Raw genomic sequence first — 14,909 nt, forward strand, 5'->3', positions numbered from 1 at the left:
GTAAAAACCATGTCCGTATCGTTACCAAGGGCGAGCCGGATTGCCGTTCTCGGCACTTCGCTCGTCCAGCAGAACCATATTGGCGACGCGTCCTCGCTTGCCACATCGGCCCGCGGCTGGATGAGCTGGGCCGAGGTATTGTCGCATGGCAGACTTTGCTGCCCTGTCCACCATGATCCATCAGCACCAACAGGCTGGGAACCGAGCAATCGACCGGGTGTCAGCCGGTTCTTTTCCGGCCTCAATTTCGGAGTTTCCGGCCAGAAGGCAATCGAGATCGAACGGCGGCTACCGCGACTGCTGAAATCGGATTTCGATCTGGTCATCGTCGATGCCGGCACCAACGACATGATGGTGGAGACACGCCAGACGATTGCCGATACACGGGCGCGGATCGTTTCGGCTCTGCTCGACGCAGGCAAAACCGTCATCCTGCTCCCGATCCTCGCCCGTGGCACCGGGAAATGGCCGGCTGGCGGTACAGAGCGGGCAAAAGCGCACTGGATCAACCGGCAGAGCATCGAATTTGCCGCAGATAATGCCAATTGCCATGTCTTCGACTGGAACTCGGCATGGGTCGATCCCGAAAGTGAATTCGGCGAGCCTCATCCCGGCTATTCCGACGACGGCACCCATTTTGCGGTGACAGGCGCTTTTGCCGTAGGAAAGCTGCTTGCCACCTATCTGGAGGCGATCATGCCGCGCGCGCCGGCCCGTATCCTGGCGACAGACGATCGTTTTGACCCGGTGAACAATCCAGCAGGCAATCTGGCAGCTGATTTTTCAGCCCTGACAGTCACGGAAACAGGTGAACAAAGCCACCGTCTCGGCGGGCGGCTTGTCCATCCGGGCACAGGCTTATGGGTGGAGGCCATATGCGATGTTGATGTGCCGGCGCATAGCGACGTACTCGGAATATCGCTGCGTCTGAAAGATGCTGCAGCCGAAGGACAGGAGGCGGTAGCACTTGCGCCTTTCCGTGCCGAAGACGGCACATTTTTTCCTTTCCCTGCCACCCAATGGACAGGGGCGCTCAGAACTCCTCCCCTGAAACTCAGGCCGGGTGAAGCCCCTCCCGAAGTTTTTCTCGATGTGATCCTGCGGCCCGGTTCTCAACCGATCGAAATCGACGTCAACCGCATCGAGGTTCGACCTGTTTCAAGTCCGGTACGCCAATGAGACCATCTCAAGACAAACCACGGCTGTTGATCGCCATGCGGAACGAGCTTCCCGAAGGTTTCTTTGGTTCGCGCGAATGGGCACGCATGAATGCCGTAACCGACATCATACCGGGTTTCCCCTACACGGATTTCGACACGGAAGCGGGAGCAGAAGCGTTGGCCGAGGCGGACATTCTCCTCGCCGCCTGGGGCGCGCCATCCCTGACACGCGAGCGCCTCGCCCGTGCGCCAAAGCTCAGGATGGTCGCTTATGCCGCGTCCTCGGTGCGCGCTGTTGCTCCCGCCGAGTTCTGGGAAACATCCGATATTCTTATCACCACGGCGGCATCGGCCATGGCCGTGCCGGTTGCCGAGTTTACCTATGCGGCAATCATCATGTGCGGCAAGGATGTGTTTCGTCTGAGAGACGAGCATCGGGTAGAGCGCGGCACCGGCGGTTTTGGCAGCAGACGTGGCATGAGCCTACCCTATCTCGGCAATCATTCCCGCAAAGTTGGCATCGTCGGCGCGTCACGGATTGGTCGGCTTGTTATGGAGATGCTGACGCGCGGAAAATTCGAGATCGCCGCCTACGACCCTTTTCTTTCGGTGGAAGACGCGGCCGCACTTGGTGCTACGAAAATGGAGCTCGACGAGCTTCTCGCCTGGTCCGATGTGGTCTCCCTGCACGCGCCGATCCTGCCTGAAACCCGCCACATGATTGGTGCCCGCGAACTGGCGCTGCTGGCGGATCATGCGATCTTCATCAACACGGCACGGGGCTGGCTGGTCGATCACGACGCATTGCTGGCCGAGGCACTTTCCGGGCGGCTGCGTATCCTGATCGATACACCCGAGCCGGAACCCTTGCCGACGGATAGCCCATTCTACGATTTGCCCAATGTCGTGCTCACCCCCCACATTGCCGGGGCGCTGGGAAATGAATTGCGGGCGCTTTCCGATCTCGCCATTACCGAGATCGAACGTTTCGTCGCGGGGCTTGCCGCGCTTCACCCGGTCCACAAACAGGATATGGAGCGTATGGCATGAGCGCTTTCGATTATTGTTTTTCAACGCTTGGCTGTTCCGAACTTAGCCTGCACGAAGCGGCCGATCTGGCACAGAGGCATGGCATCGTGCATGTGGAGTTGCGCACGCTCTCCGGTACGGTCGACCTCATCCCGGCACTCACTGCCGAATTTGCCACTCCTTCCAGATTTGCAGCCTTTCTGGCCGAAAGTGATCTCGAGGTTGCCGCCCTAAACACATCCATTCGGCTGTTCGGCAGCACCGATCTTTCCGCCATCGAGCCCTTTATAGACTGGGCGGAAGCCGCAAAGATTTCCTATCTGCGCATCTTCGACGGTGGCAAACAGTTGGGACAGGATGAGATGACACAGGCAGCGGGCCTGTTGGACAACTGGCAATCGCTGCGACTATCACGCGGTCTGAATGTCGACCTCATGATCGAAACACACGACGCGCTGGCGGACTTCGAGCAGCTTCTCGCCTTCATCGCGTGCGTGCCAGCATCGAAGCTCTTGTGGGACACTCACCACACCTGGGCAAAAGGCAGCGATCTCAAAATCCTTTGGCAACACATCGCACAAAATGTCGTCCATCTGCACGTCAAGGACAGCACCACGGACAGCGATGGCCGACGACGCTACGTATTGCCCAGCCATGGCGATTTCCCCATGGCGGAACTGCTTTCGCTTTTACAGTCGGATGAACGACATATCCCTCTCAGTCTGGAATGGGAACGCCACTGGCATCCCGAACTGTCCCCGCTGGACGATGCGCTAAAAGCTGCGCGCGGCTGGTGGCGACAAGGAGCTTTTTGATGCGCATAGCCGAAATTCACCTCACACCGGTCGCCATTCCCGACAGACCGCTACTGAACTGTAAAGGCGTGCATCAGCCGCATGCGTTGCGCACGGTCATCGAGGTCATATGTGACGACGGTACGGTCGGCCTTGGTGAAAGTTACGGAAGTATCAAGGCGCTGGATGGGTTGCGACGGGCGGCCCCTGCCCTGATCGGGCTCGACCCGTTTCATCTTCACGAGCTGAAATCTCGCGTCATCACCGCATTGCCCGGCAGTGGCGGCATCAATGCCAAATCGGCGGTGGCCGATCACAAGCTGACGGACGTGGTTGCCTCAGCCTTTGAAGTCCCCTGCCTCGACATTCAGGGCAAGCTTCTCGGGCGGCCGGTCTCGGATCTGCTTGGTGGCGCCATTCGTACCAGCGTTCCGTTCAGCGCCTACCTGTTCTTCAAATTCGCAGCCCATATAGGTGAAGCCCCGGATGAATGGGGAGAGGTTCTTACGCCTGATCAGATGGTTGGCGAAGCCCGCAGGATGGTCGACACATACGGTTTCCAGTCGCTGAAGCTCAAGGGTGGCGTGCTGCATCCGGATCTCGAGATCGAGACCATGCTGAAGCTTCGGGGAGCTTTTCCCAATCATCCGCTGCGGATCGACCCCAATGGCGGCTGGACTGTGGACACGGCCATCTACATCGCACGCAAGCTTGAGAATATCCTTGAATATCTCGAGGATCCGGTCATCGGTATGGATCAGATGGCACAAGTCGCAGCCGCTACGTCGATCCCGCTCGCCACGAACATGATCGTCCTCGAATTCGACCAGATCGCCGCGGCCTTCCGCAAAAATGCGGTGCAGATTGTGCTGTCAGATCATCATTATTGGGGTGGACTGCGCGCCTCGACCCATCTCGGAAAGATTTGCGAGACGTTGGGTCTTGGCGTCTCCATGCATTCCAACTCGCATCTCGGCATCACTCTGGCGGCAATGGTCCATGCTGCAGCCGCAACGCCGAACCTGAGCTTCGATTGCGACACGCATTACCCATGGACCGGTGTCGACGTGATCGAGGGCACGCCGTTCACGTTCCGTGGCGGTCGCCTCGATGTTCCCAATGGCCCGGGACTTGGCGTGACGCTCGATCGGCAAAAACTCACCGAACTTGCGGCACTTTACGAACAGACCTCGATGAAAGAACGCGATGATACAGCCTATATGAAGCTCTTCGACCCAGCCTATGAAAGACGTGTGCCACGCTGGTGACGAGAAGATACTATGTTACACCCTCGTCAACCTCGAGGCAGCACACCTGTCCTCCTTACCTAGACCGTGACAGTCTTCGCAGTAATCGCTTTCGCAGGGGCGGTAAATCAGCTCGCTCGGCATTCTAGAGCCCGTGCACGATACCGCCCCCGCATAACGGACAACTCGCCGCTGCACATTTATAACCGTGTCTATCTCAATTCACATGCGGATCTCTGTCGCGCGAAAGACGAGACGCGGCGATGGCACTATCTTCCGGTGCAAGTAGATCGTGTCTTTCGGCAAAGGCCACGAACAAGCCGCGGGCGGTCTCCGCTTCAATCTCGCCGCGCAACGCGGCAGCACATGCCTTAAGCGCAATGGAATGTGCGCTATCTCGGTTTGTTGCGGGCCACTCGGAAAGATGTCGGTAGGCCTCCAGCACGTTTCGAACCTCCGCTGGAAAGCCGAGACCGACAAGAATGAAAACAGGCTGTCTGAACATATCGGGTTTCATTGCTTTCTCCTTCCCATCCCGGATATTGGTGGGCGCCATCGCGACGGCGCCCCTGTTCATCCAACAATGTAAATCAAGCCGCCTTTTGTGCTTCGATCTGGCCCGGGGCAACTGTCGGCACCAGAACCGCATCGGTCTGGATGTCGATTTTCCGGGGCTTCAGGGCCTCCGGGATTTCGCGGACGAGATCAATCGAAAGGAGACCGTTTTTCAGTTCGGCGCCGCTCACTCTGACATGATCGGCGAGTTCGAACCGATGCTCGAACGGACGGGCCGCAATGCCGCGGTGCAGGTAGCCCCCCGCGGGTGTCTCCTGCCTCTTGCCTGTCACGGTCAGGAGATTGGACTGGAAAGTGATGTCGATCTCGTCCCGTGTAAAACCAGCCACCGCAATAGAAATCTGATAGCTGTCTTCGGCCGTCCTAATAATGTCATAGGGCGGCCAGTCACTGATCGTGCGGGTGCGCTGGGCGTTTTCGAGAAGATTGAAGACCCGGTCGAATCCGATGCTCGATCGGTACAACGGTGCATAGTCGTAAGATGTTGCCATAACCATATCCTCCTTGAAGCAACATGGGTACCAAAGCGCCAAAAGCGGCGCTTCCAGCACGGCCAGTCCTGTCATCAGCGACTGGCGGCTGACGATTTGGTTTTTCGTGTTTTCAAAATCAAGAGGCGAAGCGAACGAAATTTGCTTTCGCACCCGTATTAAATATGGCTCGGGTACCGCGCGATCAAACGCCTCCAGCCACGCCGATATTCGGCCCGGGAAGCAGGATTTCTGCCCGACCCTGGGCACAACCTGGAACCGCCATTGAGGCACCACTCTCCTGGACATCGGCGGGGAGCTCGGTCGGACTCGGTGTTAAATCCATATCTTAAGACAGGACTTCGGTTCGAGGCCACACAGCGTCGCGTGCGGTTGCGCCTCGGGACGGCGCGCAGTCAGCTCGCGATCCACATCGGCCCGTCCCTGCCATTGATTGGCCCGGGGCATCATGGATTTCATAACCCATAAGGGCTTCATCTGCGTTTCAGCTACCAAAAGGATAGTACGGCGCCAACTTCGGAGTACCAGCCACTCCGTATCATGCGCCCACTAGTCCTTACGACCAGCTTGCCGCCTGTTTTCACGTCGCCAAGAATGCTCCTTCAGACCGGACATTTGGCGGGAGAAAAAAGCGTGAGGATGATCTTCCTGAACAGATACGGTTTCCCCGACCAGTCGGCAACAAGCCGGATGATATCATCGCTCGCCGTTTCAATGGCGCAGCGCGGAATGAACGTGACTGTCGTTGCAAGTCGCGAAATACACAATCATCCCGGAAGCGTGTTGCCCGCAACCGAAACGGTTCGGGGTGTACAGATCCGACGGCTCGCAAGCGGCCGCTTCGGCCGCCACAGCCTCACGCGCCGGAGCATTGATTATCTTCTTTTTCAGGTGCTGGCATTCGCCTGGCTTCTGCGCAACGTTCGGGCGACGGATACGGTCGTTGTCTGCACCGATCCTCCGCTCCTCTCCGTCATGAGCAGCATCGCGATCCGCCTAAAGGGCGCACTCATGGTGAACTGGATCATGGATCTTTTTCCCGAGACCGCAATCGAGCTTGGATTTTTCAGGAAACGTGCACGGTGGCTTGCGCCATGGCTGACGCAGGCGCGCAACTGGTCTCTGCGATCCCCCGGCATGGTTGTCTGCCCTACCGACAAGATGGCAGAATTCCTCTTCACGCAAGGGCTTGCAAAGGATCGCGTCAGCGTCCTGCATCACTGGTCGGATGGGGAGGAAATCTATCCTGTCCTACCCCAAGATAACAGCCTGCGGAAGGCGTGGGGACTGCAGGATGTGTTTGTCGTCGGCTATTCAGGAAACTTCGGGCGGGCGCATGAGTTCGGCACTATGCTGGCAGCGGCGAAAGGTCTCGAGCACCGGCAGGATATCCGGTTCCTTCTCATTGGCGGCGGACACCAGCACGCGGCTGTGAAGACTGTCGTGCAGGATCTCGGTCTTCAAAACGTCATCTTCAAGCCGCTGCAGCCCGTTGAGAAACTTGCTGAAAGTCTGAGCGTTGCTGATGTGCATCTGGTCTCGCTGCTGCCGGAACTGGAACACTGCATCATTCCAAGCAAATTCTATGGCATCCTCGCGGCCGGGAGGCCGACGATCTTCGTTGGCGACCCTGATGGAGAGGTGCCGCGCGTTCTCAGAGCCAAGGGATGCGGCAGCAACGTCGAAATCGGAGAGATCGATAAGCTCTCCAGCACCATCGAAAAGCTCTGCGACGACCCGGATACCACGACAGCAATGGGGGATGCGGCACGGCGGCTGCTTTGTGCCGACTATTCCCGAGAAAAGGCGGCAGATGCCTGGGCAGTGCTGATCGCCGGGCTGCAGACTGTCGAGCCTTCCAGTCCCCCTATCGCTCAAGGTATCTCGTCATGAAAGACAAAGTCGTCGTCAGCCAGCTCGGCGCCCGCATGCATTATGCCGTACCGAGAATATTTGCATCCGCTGGCCGCCTTGCGCATTTTTACACCGATATATGCGCCACGAAAGGCTGGCCCCGGATCGTCAATTCGTTTCCGGCAACCCTTTATCCCGCACCTGTCAAACGGCTGGCCGGTCGGCTGCCAAAAGGCGTGCCGACAGCGCTAACGACGGTGTTTTCCAGCTTTGGCCTCCGTTCCGTGCTGCGCCACATGCGAACGAAAGACGTTGTGGAGGAAACCTCTCACGCGATCTGGGCCGGGTCGATTTTCTCCGAAATGGTGGCCCGGCGCGGCTTCCATGGCGCAGCTGGTCTCTACGCCTTCAGCGGCGACGCCCTCGAACAGATGCGGGCGGCAAAACAGCAGGGCCTTTGGACCGCAGTCGAGCAGATGATCGCGCCACGCGATGTCGTCGAAACGCTTCTGGACCAGGAGATGATGCGGTTTCCCGCATGGGCCGGCCCGGTGCGGGATAATCCGCATGCGCGTCTGTTTGCCGATCGGGAGAAAGCGGAGTGGCGCCTTGCAGATGTCATCGTCTGCCCGTCGGAATTTGTCCGCAAGCACGTCGTAGCATGCGGTGGCCCGGAAGACCGGTGTGTCGTCGTTCCCTATGGGGTCAATTCCACGGCTGCCATCGACAGACCGGCACGCATGCCGGGGCCAATCAGGGTCCTGACCGTGGGCGAAGTCGGGCTGCGCAAGGGATCGCCCTATGTCGTGGAAGCTGCCAGATTGATGGACGGCGCCGCCCGCTTCCGGATGGCGGGTCGCGTTCGCGTACCCGATGATGTCAAGCAGCAGATTTCGCAATGGGTCGAGCTGAGAGGTATCGTTCCGCGCTCGCAGATCGCCGAGGAGTTTCGGTGGGCGGATGTCTTCCTGCTGCCGTCGCTCTGCGAAGGCTCCGCAACCGCCGTCTATGAAGCGCTGGCAGCGGGCCTGCCGGTTATAACGACCGAAAACACCGGCAGCGTCGTTCGCGATGGCATCGAAGGTTTCATCGTTCCCGTCTGCGATCCGGAAGCTATCGCGACCGCGGTGCGTGCGCTTGCCGACAATCCCGAGCTGAGGCGGATCATGTCTGCCAATGCACTCCTTCGCGCAGCCGAACATACCGTGGAATCCTATGGCAAGCGGCTTCTTGCGGCCCTGTCCGGCCCGCATCTGTCGCGCTCGCCAACTCTTTGCATGACGGACGATGCGCGGTACCTGGGGAACTACGAGATATGAAGATCATCCACGTCATCGCTTCGATTGATCCCAAACATGGCGGCTTGCAGGCCGTTGCCATGCGCCTTGCCGCTGCACAGGCCGGCCTCGGCCTCGATGTGAATATCGTCAGCTATGGCGACGCCGCAATCGAGGCACAGGTCACGGAAATCGGTCGCAGCATACCGCATTTCGAGAGTATCCACTGGCATCTCCTGCAGCCGTCCGGCAGGCTGGAGACGCTGTTCTGCTTTAAAGGCCGGCGAGTGCTGAAAGACGTGCTGAAAGATGCATCCTTCATGCATATTCACGGGGTATGGGAGCCTTTTCTGCTCTATGCTTCCAAGCTCGCCCGCGCCGCTGGCGTACCCTACTGCATCTGCCCGGCCGGCATGCTGGACCATTGGAGCCTTGGCCAGCGATCGTGGAAAAAGAAGATCGCCCTGATGCTGTGCTACCGCAAGATGCTGAACGAGGCTGCGTTCCTGCACCTGTTGAACGTCGATGAAATGGCAGCTGTCGAGCCGCTGAATTTCCAGGCACGAAATCTGATCATACCGAACGGTGTTTTTGCCGAGGAATTCGATCCCCTGCCGGCCCGGGGACATTTCAAGCAGAAAATCGCCCTGGCGCACGGCAGGCGTTACATTCTGTTCCTGTCACGCCTGCACATCAAAAAAGGTGTCGACATTCTCGCCTCGGCCTTTGCGGCTATCTCTGACACCTATGTCGACGTTGATCTCGTCGTCGCAGGTCCACCCGGTGGAGCAGAGGGCCATTTTATGCACCTGGTCAAAAAACTGAACATCCGGAACCGGGTCTTTATGGTCGGGGCCATTTACGGCGAAGCAAAGCTCGAAGCCATGGTCGATGCCGACTGCTTCTGCCTGCCAAGCCGACAGGAGGGTTTCAGCATGGCGATCACCGAAGCGCTCGCCTGCGGCACGCCTGTGGTGATCACCGACCAGTGTCACTTTCCCGAAGTCGGATCTGCCGATGCCGGGGTTATCGTCGCGGTTGACGCGGCCGAGGTTGCCAAGGGCCTGGCAAGCGTGCTCAGCAACCCCGCCAAAGCGAGAACGATGGGTGAAAACGGTCGTCGACTTGTGCTGGAGAAATTCACCTGGCCGGCCATCGCCCATGCCACCCTGGAGGGTTATCGGCTGAGCGCGTTGGAGGCCGCCGCTTCCTGACGACGCGAGCCGACTGGCCTTGCCGGATTGCCGACATAGATCGTCCAGGGCTCCAATGACTTCGCGGTGACGGCTCGCGCACCGAGCACGGCCCCCTTGCCGACGACGACACCGGGACCGACGAAGGCTTCCGCCGCAACCCAGGCGTCCTCCTCGATCAACACCGGCCGCGTCACGAGGGGAAACGCGCTATCCTGAACATCATGCGACCCGGTGCACAGATGGGCACGTTGCGAGACAGAGGCATATTGGCCGATGGTGATCATGTCGACGTTGTAGCAGATCACCCCAGGTCCAAGAGATGAATGACGCTCCATGACGAGGTGCCCCGGCCACCACACGATCGCCTTGGAATGCACCATTGCGGTGTCATGCAGGCGCGCGCCGAAACTGCGCAGGAGAAAATTGCGCCAGCGGCGCATCGGCGGTGGCGTCCAGCCGGCAAGAAGCCGCCAGACGATCATCCAGACCAGTCGTTTCAGCCGCAAATGCAGTGCAAAGGTCGGACCTCCGAAACGCGGCAGGGTCGTCGTTGCATGCTGGAAGGCAGGATCGTCGTATCGTGAGCGCATCGCCTATCCTCCTGCTTGAGACGTCAAATATGGTATCGCGTACCGACTCTGCTGCACGCGCGCGGGTATGACGGCAAATGCCAGCGCCGGCGCTGCAAACATCAGCATATGCACCCAGACCATGAGAACCCAGTCGGTCTGATGCGATATGGCGTGCATGGACGGTATGATCGACAAAAGATAGGTGAATTGCGCAGCGAACTCGCCCGTGTTTGCGGTCACCCAGATCCGGCGCACCAGATAGGCGAGCAGGAAAAATTTGAACGCCCCCAGATACCAGAAGGATCCGAACGCATCCGCCATTCCGGTCTCGGTCGTGCCGAGGACAGGATTGTAGTCGCGCGATTGAACCGGCACCGGCAACATGAAGGATTGCTTGACCTCCACGCCCACGAGTTGCGCGGGCACGAAGTTGAACACCAGCCTGTTCCAGTGGAACTTGCCGTAGTCGAATTGCAAGGTGTTTGCGGTGTTGTCGATCCGCATGATCGCGTTGCGCATCTCGTCGCCGCCGTCCCGGAACACTTTCTCAAGATTGCCGATGACATCTATCCTCTTGATGTCATCCCACACGGGAGCGTCGTTGGCCTTGGTGATGGCGCGGTAGTCGCCCATGCTGTTCATCGACAGTGTGCCGAGGAAAAGCGCAATGATCACGAAGATGCGCGGGATCGCCCATCCCTTGTAAAACCACCATGCCAGCGCGAACATCATGATGAGTTCCACCGCTTCGGCGCGCTTTCCGGTTATCACGATGCGATCCAGGTAAAAGACGAGATCGAACGCAAGGACGGCCAGCGCCAGCCAGGAGAATCGCCGTGCAAGGCAAAGCACCGCAATGGCCAGACCATAACTCAACAACCGCGAAAAGAAGATGTACATGACCGGAACTCCGGTCATCTGCACCGCAATGGTCAACTCTCCCGGCAAACGGCTAAGCTTGAAATAGAAGTAGGCGCCGGCGACCGAGAGAACGGCTGCGACGATCAGCAGACGTGTTTCGTCGAAATCGATACGGAAGAATGCAAAGGGTTTTGCCGTTCTTTTCCATCCCCACCAGCACATGAAAAGGCACAGCATCATGAACACTGCGGCTCGGGTGAACGCGCCTTCCGGCAGGAAGTTTTCAGACGAGAGGCCAGGAACCTGCGGCAAGATGAAACTGAACGTGATGACGCCCGTCAGAAACGGGAATTCGTAAATTCGCTCCCGACGCATCATTCCCCAGAAGAGGAGCAGGACGACACCAGCGAAGAGGCAAAAGACCAGAAGCGTGTTCATGATGAAGCAAGCCCCGCCTGAACCGGCGGCATATCCCGCACGAAACTGCTTCTGAGGTCGTAGAGGAGCGCTTTGGCGTACTCCTTGAACACCTGCACCCCGTCGCCGTTGATGGCAAGCCGCCACAGTGGCACGGTTCGTTGCGCAGGAAGGGAAATCCACTCGATTTGAGGCATCACAAACCGGAAGCGCTTTACTGCGCGTCGTGAATGAAACCAGCTCGTGACCAGAATGGCACTTTTTGCCCCCATTCCAGTCAGTATAGGCTGTGCGAATGTCGCGTTTTCCCAGGTGCTGAGCGAAAGACATTCCGTTGAGACGACTGCGGAATCCACCCCCAGCCGCACCAGCATGTCGCGGATGAAGTCGCAATCCCCATAGCCAGTCACCAGAACGAGCGGCGCCCTTCCCTCGTGCCATAGTTTTGCGGCCTGGGCAGCTCGAGGAGGACCGTCCCCGCCCAGAACTACGATGACGTCGGCTTGCGCAGGCGGGTCCTCCACTACAAGGAGCGACCCCGCTGAGACGAGGGCAAGTCCGTAGAGCCCGATTGCAGTCAGCATCATCAAGCCCAGTAAAATTGCGTTCCGTTTCAATGGCGGAGCGTTTCGGATGTTCTGGGAAATGCGCGAACGCGAAAGCCGTCCTTTTGAAACCGGTGTCGAGGGAATTCGCGGTCCGGGCCACGGCGCTTTCATGAGGCGATTACTCTTCATTCGCCGATTGAATGGCTCTTGGCTCCGGCGCGGCGCTTGCGGCGACCGGTAGACGCGCCACCTCGCGGTAGAGATCGAAATTACCCCTGTGAAGCCAGGTTTTCGAGAGGTAGCCCGTCGCGGTAAGGACGAACGCGGTGTGAAGGGCAATCGGCACGAGAAGGCCGGCGGCCATCATCTCCGCCGGAACACCGGCTTTTATTCCGGCAAAACCGATGCCGCCGCAAATGAAGGAAATGACGACCAGCGTGTTCGTTGCCGCCGCCGGCGCGAAACCATAGTCCAGCAGCAGATGATGAAAGTGCCAGCGATCGGCCGACATTGGACTGCGACCGTGCATGATACGACGGACGATCAGGCTGAGCGTATCGGTGATCGGCAGGATCACGATCCAGAGCAATGCCGGAAAGGATACCGCAGCGCTTGTGGTCGCCAGCAGGACGATTACATAGGCAATCGTCGCACCCAGTGCGGTACTGCCCGCATCGCCGAGGAATATGCTCGCCCGTGCGCGCCATGGACCGCGCATGTTGAAGACCAGAAAAGCGCAGAGGCATACGCAGAGTGCCTGAAGCGGCGCGATAATGTCGCCGACACCTGCGAAGATCGCCACGATCATCAGCCAGATCAACGCGACACCCGCAGTGCCACCTGCAAGCCCGTCGACGCCATCAAGCATGTTCCACGAATTCACCAGCCCGGTCACGAAGAGAACTCCGATGACGAAAAATAGCGGCAGGAACAGCTCGGAATGCTGCGTGAACAGCACGCCGATGGAGAGAGAGCCGATATCGGCGCCGCCTACGAGAGCGATCGCCATTGCTAGTTGCATGAGAAGGCGTCCTGCTGCGGGTAGCGGCCGGCGATCATCGACAACGCCCATTAGTAGAATGACCGCCAGCCCGAGCCAGAAGTTCATGCCGAGAGCCTCGCTCCACCCACCGACGAATGCGGAAACAGCGAAAGCGGCAAAGATCGCGATGCCACCGCAAAGAGGAACGGCTCCCGTGTGGCGTTTGCGGATTGAATCGGGGCGATCCACAAGCTGAAACACAATGGTCAGGCGCCTGAGAACGACGATGAGGGATACGCACAGAACGAAAGTGGCAATGGTGTTGAAGAGTATCCCCGACATGTCTGATCCCCACACTGAAGCTTGGCGGCGCATTTGCAACGATACTCGCCTCCAGACGATCCTAAAAAACACCGGCCCTGAGGGGTATGCGGGCAAAAGGCGTGTGAAATCCACCAAAGGGAGAGGGTGTCGAAATTAACGGCTACCCTACCCACCCCCGAACCGGATCGACTATCGAAAGAGCTAGGTTTGAGACCTTGACGGCGAGCGACCACAAATGAACGACTCGGCAGCGTGCGGCATCTTGCAAGTGATCATTCCTGTGTGGAGAGAACGGCGATCCAGTCCTGAAAGCCGAAAGCATTCGCCGATTCCGGCACCGTCACGTTACGAAGGCCGCTGCGGCCAAGACGCTCGATCGGTTCGATGTAAATTCCATTCGAGGGATCATACCAGCGAAGGGTTTTCTCGCCTGCCGCCAAACTGTCGAGATCGATCGCAACGGAAGGAGTGTCGAGATAGATCACGGCGAAAAACCCTTCCCTGTCGCGCGCCGCGAATGCGCCCGCATCGCTTTTCAGCAAGCTTCCCTGATCGGGTACGAGCTTCCACCATGCCAGTTGTCTGAAAAGCGAGGCCAGATGGGTGATGCTTTGAGCACCACGGCTGTTCAGCGAACCTTGCCAGCTGTCCTTCGCTTCATAAAGCCCGGCGGCGGAAAAATGCCAGACCGGATTGTTGCCGAAGAGCTGACCGCTCGCGCCTGAAAGCAGCGCACCATAGGCGATAAGACGAACCTGACGCTCCTTCACATCGTTCTCGCCTTCATATGCGCCTTCGATGAGGAAAAAAGGGCGTCTTGGTCCAGATCGGTAACGATCCAGCACCTCCGCCGCGACATTGCTGTAAGTATAAACTGAATCGATATCGAGCCAGGAAGCGCCCCGCCAAAAATCGCTCGTCACGGTATCGGGATTGCCATGCACGGTCTGCAATGCCGAAAGATCAGTTTCAGCGATCCCCATTGCAACAGCCATGACCAGATTGCGATCGGGCGGATCGTAATCCCCGCCCTGCACCCAGATGATGTTGGGGTACTTCGCAAAACGCTGCCCGACATAGCGTCCATAAGCCCGCAGCTTTTCTGGCCCGGCCGCGACCATTTCCTGATACCATCCTTCGGGGCCACCGCGTGCGCCGCTATAGGCCGGACAGAGAAGCACCAGCAGGTTGTGGCTGGCGGCTGCCTTTATGACGGCTTCTGCCCTGTCGAAATAGGCCTCGTTTGGTTGCTCGAATGCATCGCCTGCGAAAGGTTTCTCGTTGTAGAAGTTCGCCGGCGCCTTGCGGGAGAACTGATGCTCGATCAACGATACAAGCACGGTGTTGAAGCCCTGCCGCTTTCGGGTTTCCAGATAAAATTCCGCATCGGGAATAGAGGTATCACCAATGAGCGACCACGCACTGTCGCCGACAATCAGGAACGGCAGACCCTTGCTGTCTTCAAGATAACGCCCGTCCTTCGACGTCTGCAGCKGAAAAACGGTATCCTGGGCGTTGCAGGTCGAAAACATGCATAGCCAAAAAAAGAAGACGCCACACAGATGTCCAAGTCGCCGCTGA

At 58.5% G+C, this 14,909-nt stretch carries 14 protein-coding genes; 7 read left to right on the forward strand and 7 right to left on the reverse strand.

Annotated features, from left to right (window positions below; translation table 11 throughout):
- Positions 1-9 precede the first annotated feature (9 nt).
- The 4 genes from AC1DCP_RS16810 to AC1DCP_RS16825 are packed head-to-tail and all read left to right on the forward strand — an operon-like array spanning position 10 to position 4,251.
- Positions 10-1,179 (forward strand): SGNH/GDSL hydrolase family protein, encoded by a 1,170-nt coding sequence (locus AC1DCP_RS16810; RefSeq protein WP_065705445.1) that lies wholly within the window; start codon positions 10-12, stop codon positions 1,177-1,179.
- Positions 1,176-2,210, forward strand: a complete 1,035-nt coding sequence (locus AC1DCP_RS16815; protein ID WP_174003072.1) for a hydroxyacid dehydrogenase — start codon at positions 1,176-1,178, stop codon at positions 2,208-2,210. Before AC1DCP_RS16810 ends, AC1DCP_RS16815 begins: the two co-directional genes overlap by 4 nt.
- Positions 2,207-3,004, forward strand: a complete 798-nt coding sequence (locus AC1DCP_RS16820) for a sugar phosphate isomerase/epimerase family protein (protein WP_476774485.1) — start codon at positions 2,207-2,209, stop codon at positions 3,002-3,004. Before AC1DCP_RS16815 ends, AC1DCP_RS16820 begins: the two co-directional genes overlap by 4 nt.
- Positions 3,004-4,251, forward strand: a complete 1,248-nt coding sequence (locus AC1DCP_RS16825) for a glucarate dehydratase family protein (protein ID WP_112391060.1) — start codon at positions 3,004-3,006, stop codon at positions 4,249-4,251. Before AC1DCP_RS16820 ends, AC1DCP_RS16825 begins: the two co-directional genes overlap by 1 nt.
- Before the next feature lie 196 nt (positions 4,252-4,447).
- Here AC1DCP_RS16825 and AC1DCP_RS16830 read toward each other — a convergent pair whose 3' ends face one another.
- Entirely contained in the window at positions 4,448-4,747 is a 300-nt protein-coding gene (locus AC1DCP_RS16830) for a DUF982 domain-containing protein (RefSeq protein ID WP_065660130.1), read from the reverse strand.
- A 73-nt stretch (positions 4,748-4,820) separates the two neighbouring features.
- Positions 4,821-5,297, reverse strand: a complete 477-nt coding sequence (locus tag AC1DCP_RS16835) for an Hsp20 family protein (RefSeq protein ID WP_112959767.1) — start codon at positions 5,295-5,297, stop codon at positions 4,821-4,823.
- A 639-nt stretch (positions 5,298-5,936) separates the two neighbouring features.
- On the opposite strand from AC1DCP_RS16835, the gene AC1DCP_RS16840 reads away from it, so the two are divergent.
- Genes AC1DCP_RS16840 through AC1DCP_RS16850 form a run of 3 tightly spaced genes read left to right on the forward strand, consistent with a single transcriptional unit; the run spans position 5,937 to position 9,642 of the window.
- Complete coding sequence (locus AC1DCP_RS16840) at positions 5,937-7,190, forward strand: glycosyltransferase family 4 protein (protein ID WP_174003101.1); 1,254 nt, start codon at positions 5,937-5,939, stop codon at positions 7,188-7,190.
- A complete protein-coding gene (locus tag AC1DCP_RS16845; RefSeq protein WP_112391058.1) occupies positions 7,187-8,470 on the forward strand; it encodes a glycosyltransferase family 4 protein in 1,284 nt (427 codons plus the stop codon). The genes AC1DCP_RS16840 and AC1DCP_RS16845 overlap by 4 nt, the downstream gene beginning before the upstream one ends.
- Entirely contained in the window at positions 8,467-9,642 is a 1,176-nt protein-coding gene (locus tag AC1DCP_RS16850; RefSeq protein ID WP_174003078.1) for a glycosyltransferase, read from the forward strand. The genes AC1DCP_RS16845 and AC1DCP_RS16850 overlap by 4 nt, the downstream gene beginning before the upstream one ends.
- On the opposite strand, the gene AC1DCP_RS16855 is transcribed toward AC1DCP_RS16850, so the two are convergent.
- From AC1DCP_RS16855 to AC1DCP_RS16875, 5 genes are all read right to left on the reverse strand, one after another.
- The gene (locus AC1DCP_RS16855; RefSeq protein WP_174003081.1) at positions 9,606-10,214 is read right to left on the reverse strand and encodes an LbetaH domain-containing protein; all 609 of its coding nucleotides are present in this window, start codon (positions 10,212-10,214) and stop codon (positions 9,606-9,608) included. The two genes, AC1DCP_RS16850 and AC1DCP_RS16855, sit on opposite strands and share 37 nt — an antisense overlap.
- Before the next feature lie 3 nt (positions 10,215-10,217).
- Positions 10,218-11,495 (reverse strand): hypothetical protein, encoded by a 1,278-nt coding sequence (locus AC1DCP_RS16860; RefSeq protein WP_162694331.1) that lies wholly within the window; start codon positions 11,493-11,495, stop codon positions 10,218-10,220.
- The gene (locus tag AC1DCP_RS16865; RefSeq protein ID WP_236773617.1) at positions 11,492-12,058 is read right to left on the reverse strand and encodes a YdcF family protein; all 567 of its coding nucleotides are present in this window, start codon (positions 12,056-12,058) and stop codon (positions 11,492-11,494) included. The genes AC1DCP_RS16860 and AC1DCP_RS16865 overlap by 4 nt, the downstream gene beginning before the upstream one ends.
- A 142-nt stretch (positions 12,059-12,200) precedes the next feature.
- A complete protein-coding gene (locus AC1DCP_RS16870; protein WP_060642740.1) occupies positions 12,201-13,346 on the reverse strand; it encodes an MraY family glycosyltransferase in 1,146 nt (381 codons plus the stop codon).
- 254 nt (positions 13,347-13,600) lie between these two features.
- A complete protein-coding gene (locus AC1DCP_RS16875) occupies positions 13,601-14,860 on the reverse strand; it encodes a glycoside hydrolase family 140 protein (protein ID WP_476774486.1) in 1,260 nt (419 codons plus the stop codon).
- Positions 14,861-14,909 lie beyond the last annotated feature (49 nt).

The organism is Agrobacterium sp. 10T429, assembly GCF_056393925.1.

What these genes read in the sequence shown, in the direction of transcription:
- AC1DCP_RS16845 (WP_112391058.1), top strand. Translation starts at nt 7,187, where the DNA reads ATGAAAGACAAAGTCGTCGTCAGCCAGCTCGGCGCCCGCATGCATTAT.
- AC1DCP_RS16810 (WP_065705445.1), top strand. Translation starts at nt 10, where the DNA reads ATGTCCGTATCGTTACCAAGGGCGAGCCGGATTGCCGTTCTCGGCACT.
- AC1DCP_RS16835 (WP_112959767.1), bottom strand. Translation starts at nt 5,297, where the DNA reads ATGGCAACATCTTACGACTATGCACCGTTGTACCGATCGAGCATCGGA.
- AC1DCP_RS16870 (WP_060642740.1), bottom strand. Translation starts at nt 13,346, where the DNA reads ATGTCGGGGATACTCTTCAACACCATTGCCACTTTCGTTCTGTGCGTA.
- AC1DCP_RS16855 (WP_174003081.1), bottom strand. Translation starts at nt 10,214, where the DNA reads ATGCGCTCACGATACGACGATCCTGCCTTCCAGCATGCAACGACGACC.
- AC1DCP_RS16860 (WP_162694331.1), bottom strand. Translation starts at nt 11,495, where the DNA reads ATGAACACGCTTCTGGTCTTTTGCCTCTTCGCTGGTGTCGTCCTGCTC.
- AC1DCP_RS16825 (WP_112391060.1), top strand. Translation starts at nt 3,004, where the DNA reads ATGCGCATAGCCGAAATTCACCTCACACCGGTCGCCATTCCCGACAGA.
- AC1DCP_RS16830 (WP_065660130.1), bottom strand. Translation starts at nt 4,747, where the DNA reads ATGAAACCCGATATGTTCAGACAGCCTGTTTTCATTCTTGTCGGTCTC.
- AC1DCP_RS16840 (WP_174003101.1), top strand. Translation starts at nt 5,937, where the DNA reads ATGATCTTCCTGAACAGATACGGTTTCCCCGACCAGTCGGCAACAAGC.
- AC1DCP_RS16850 (WP_174003078.1), top strand. Translation starts at nt 8,467, where the DNA reads ATGAAGATCATCCACGTCATCGCTTCGATTGATCCCAAACATGGCGGC.
- AC1DCP_RS16815 (WP_174003072.1), top strand. Translation starts at nt 1,176, where the DNA reads ATGAGACCATCTCAAGACAAACCACGGCTGTTGATCGCCATGCGGAAC.
- AC1DCP_RS16820 (WP_476774485.1), top strand. Translation starts at nt 2,207, where the DNA reads ATGAGCGCTTTCGATTATTGTTTTTCAACGCTTGGCTGTTCCGAACTT.
- AC1DCP_RS16865 (WP_236773617.1), bottom strand. Translation starts at nt 12,058, where the DNA reads ATGCTGACTGCAATCGGGCTCTACGGACTTGCCCTCGTCTCAGCGGGG.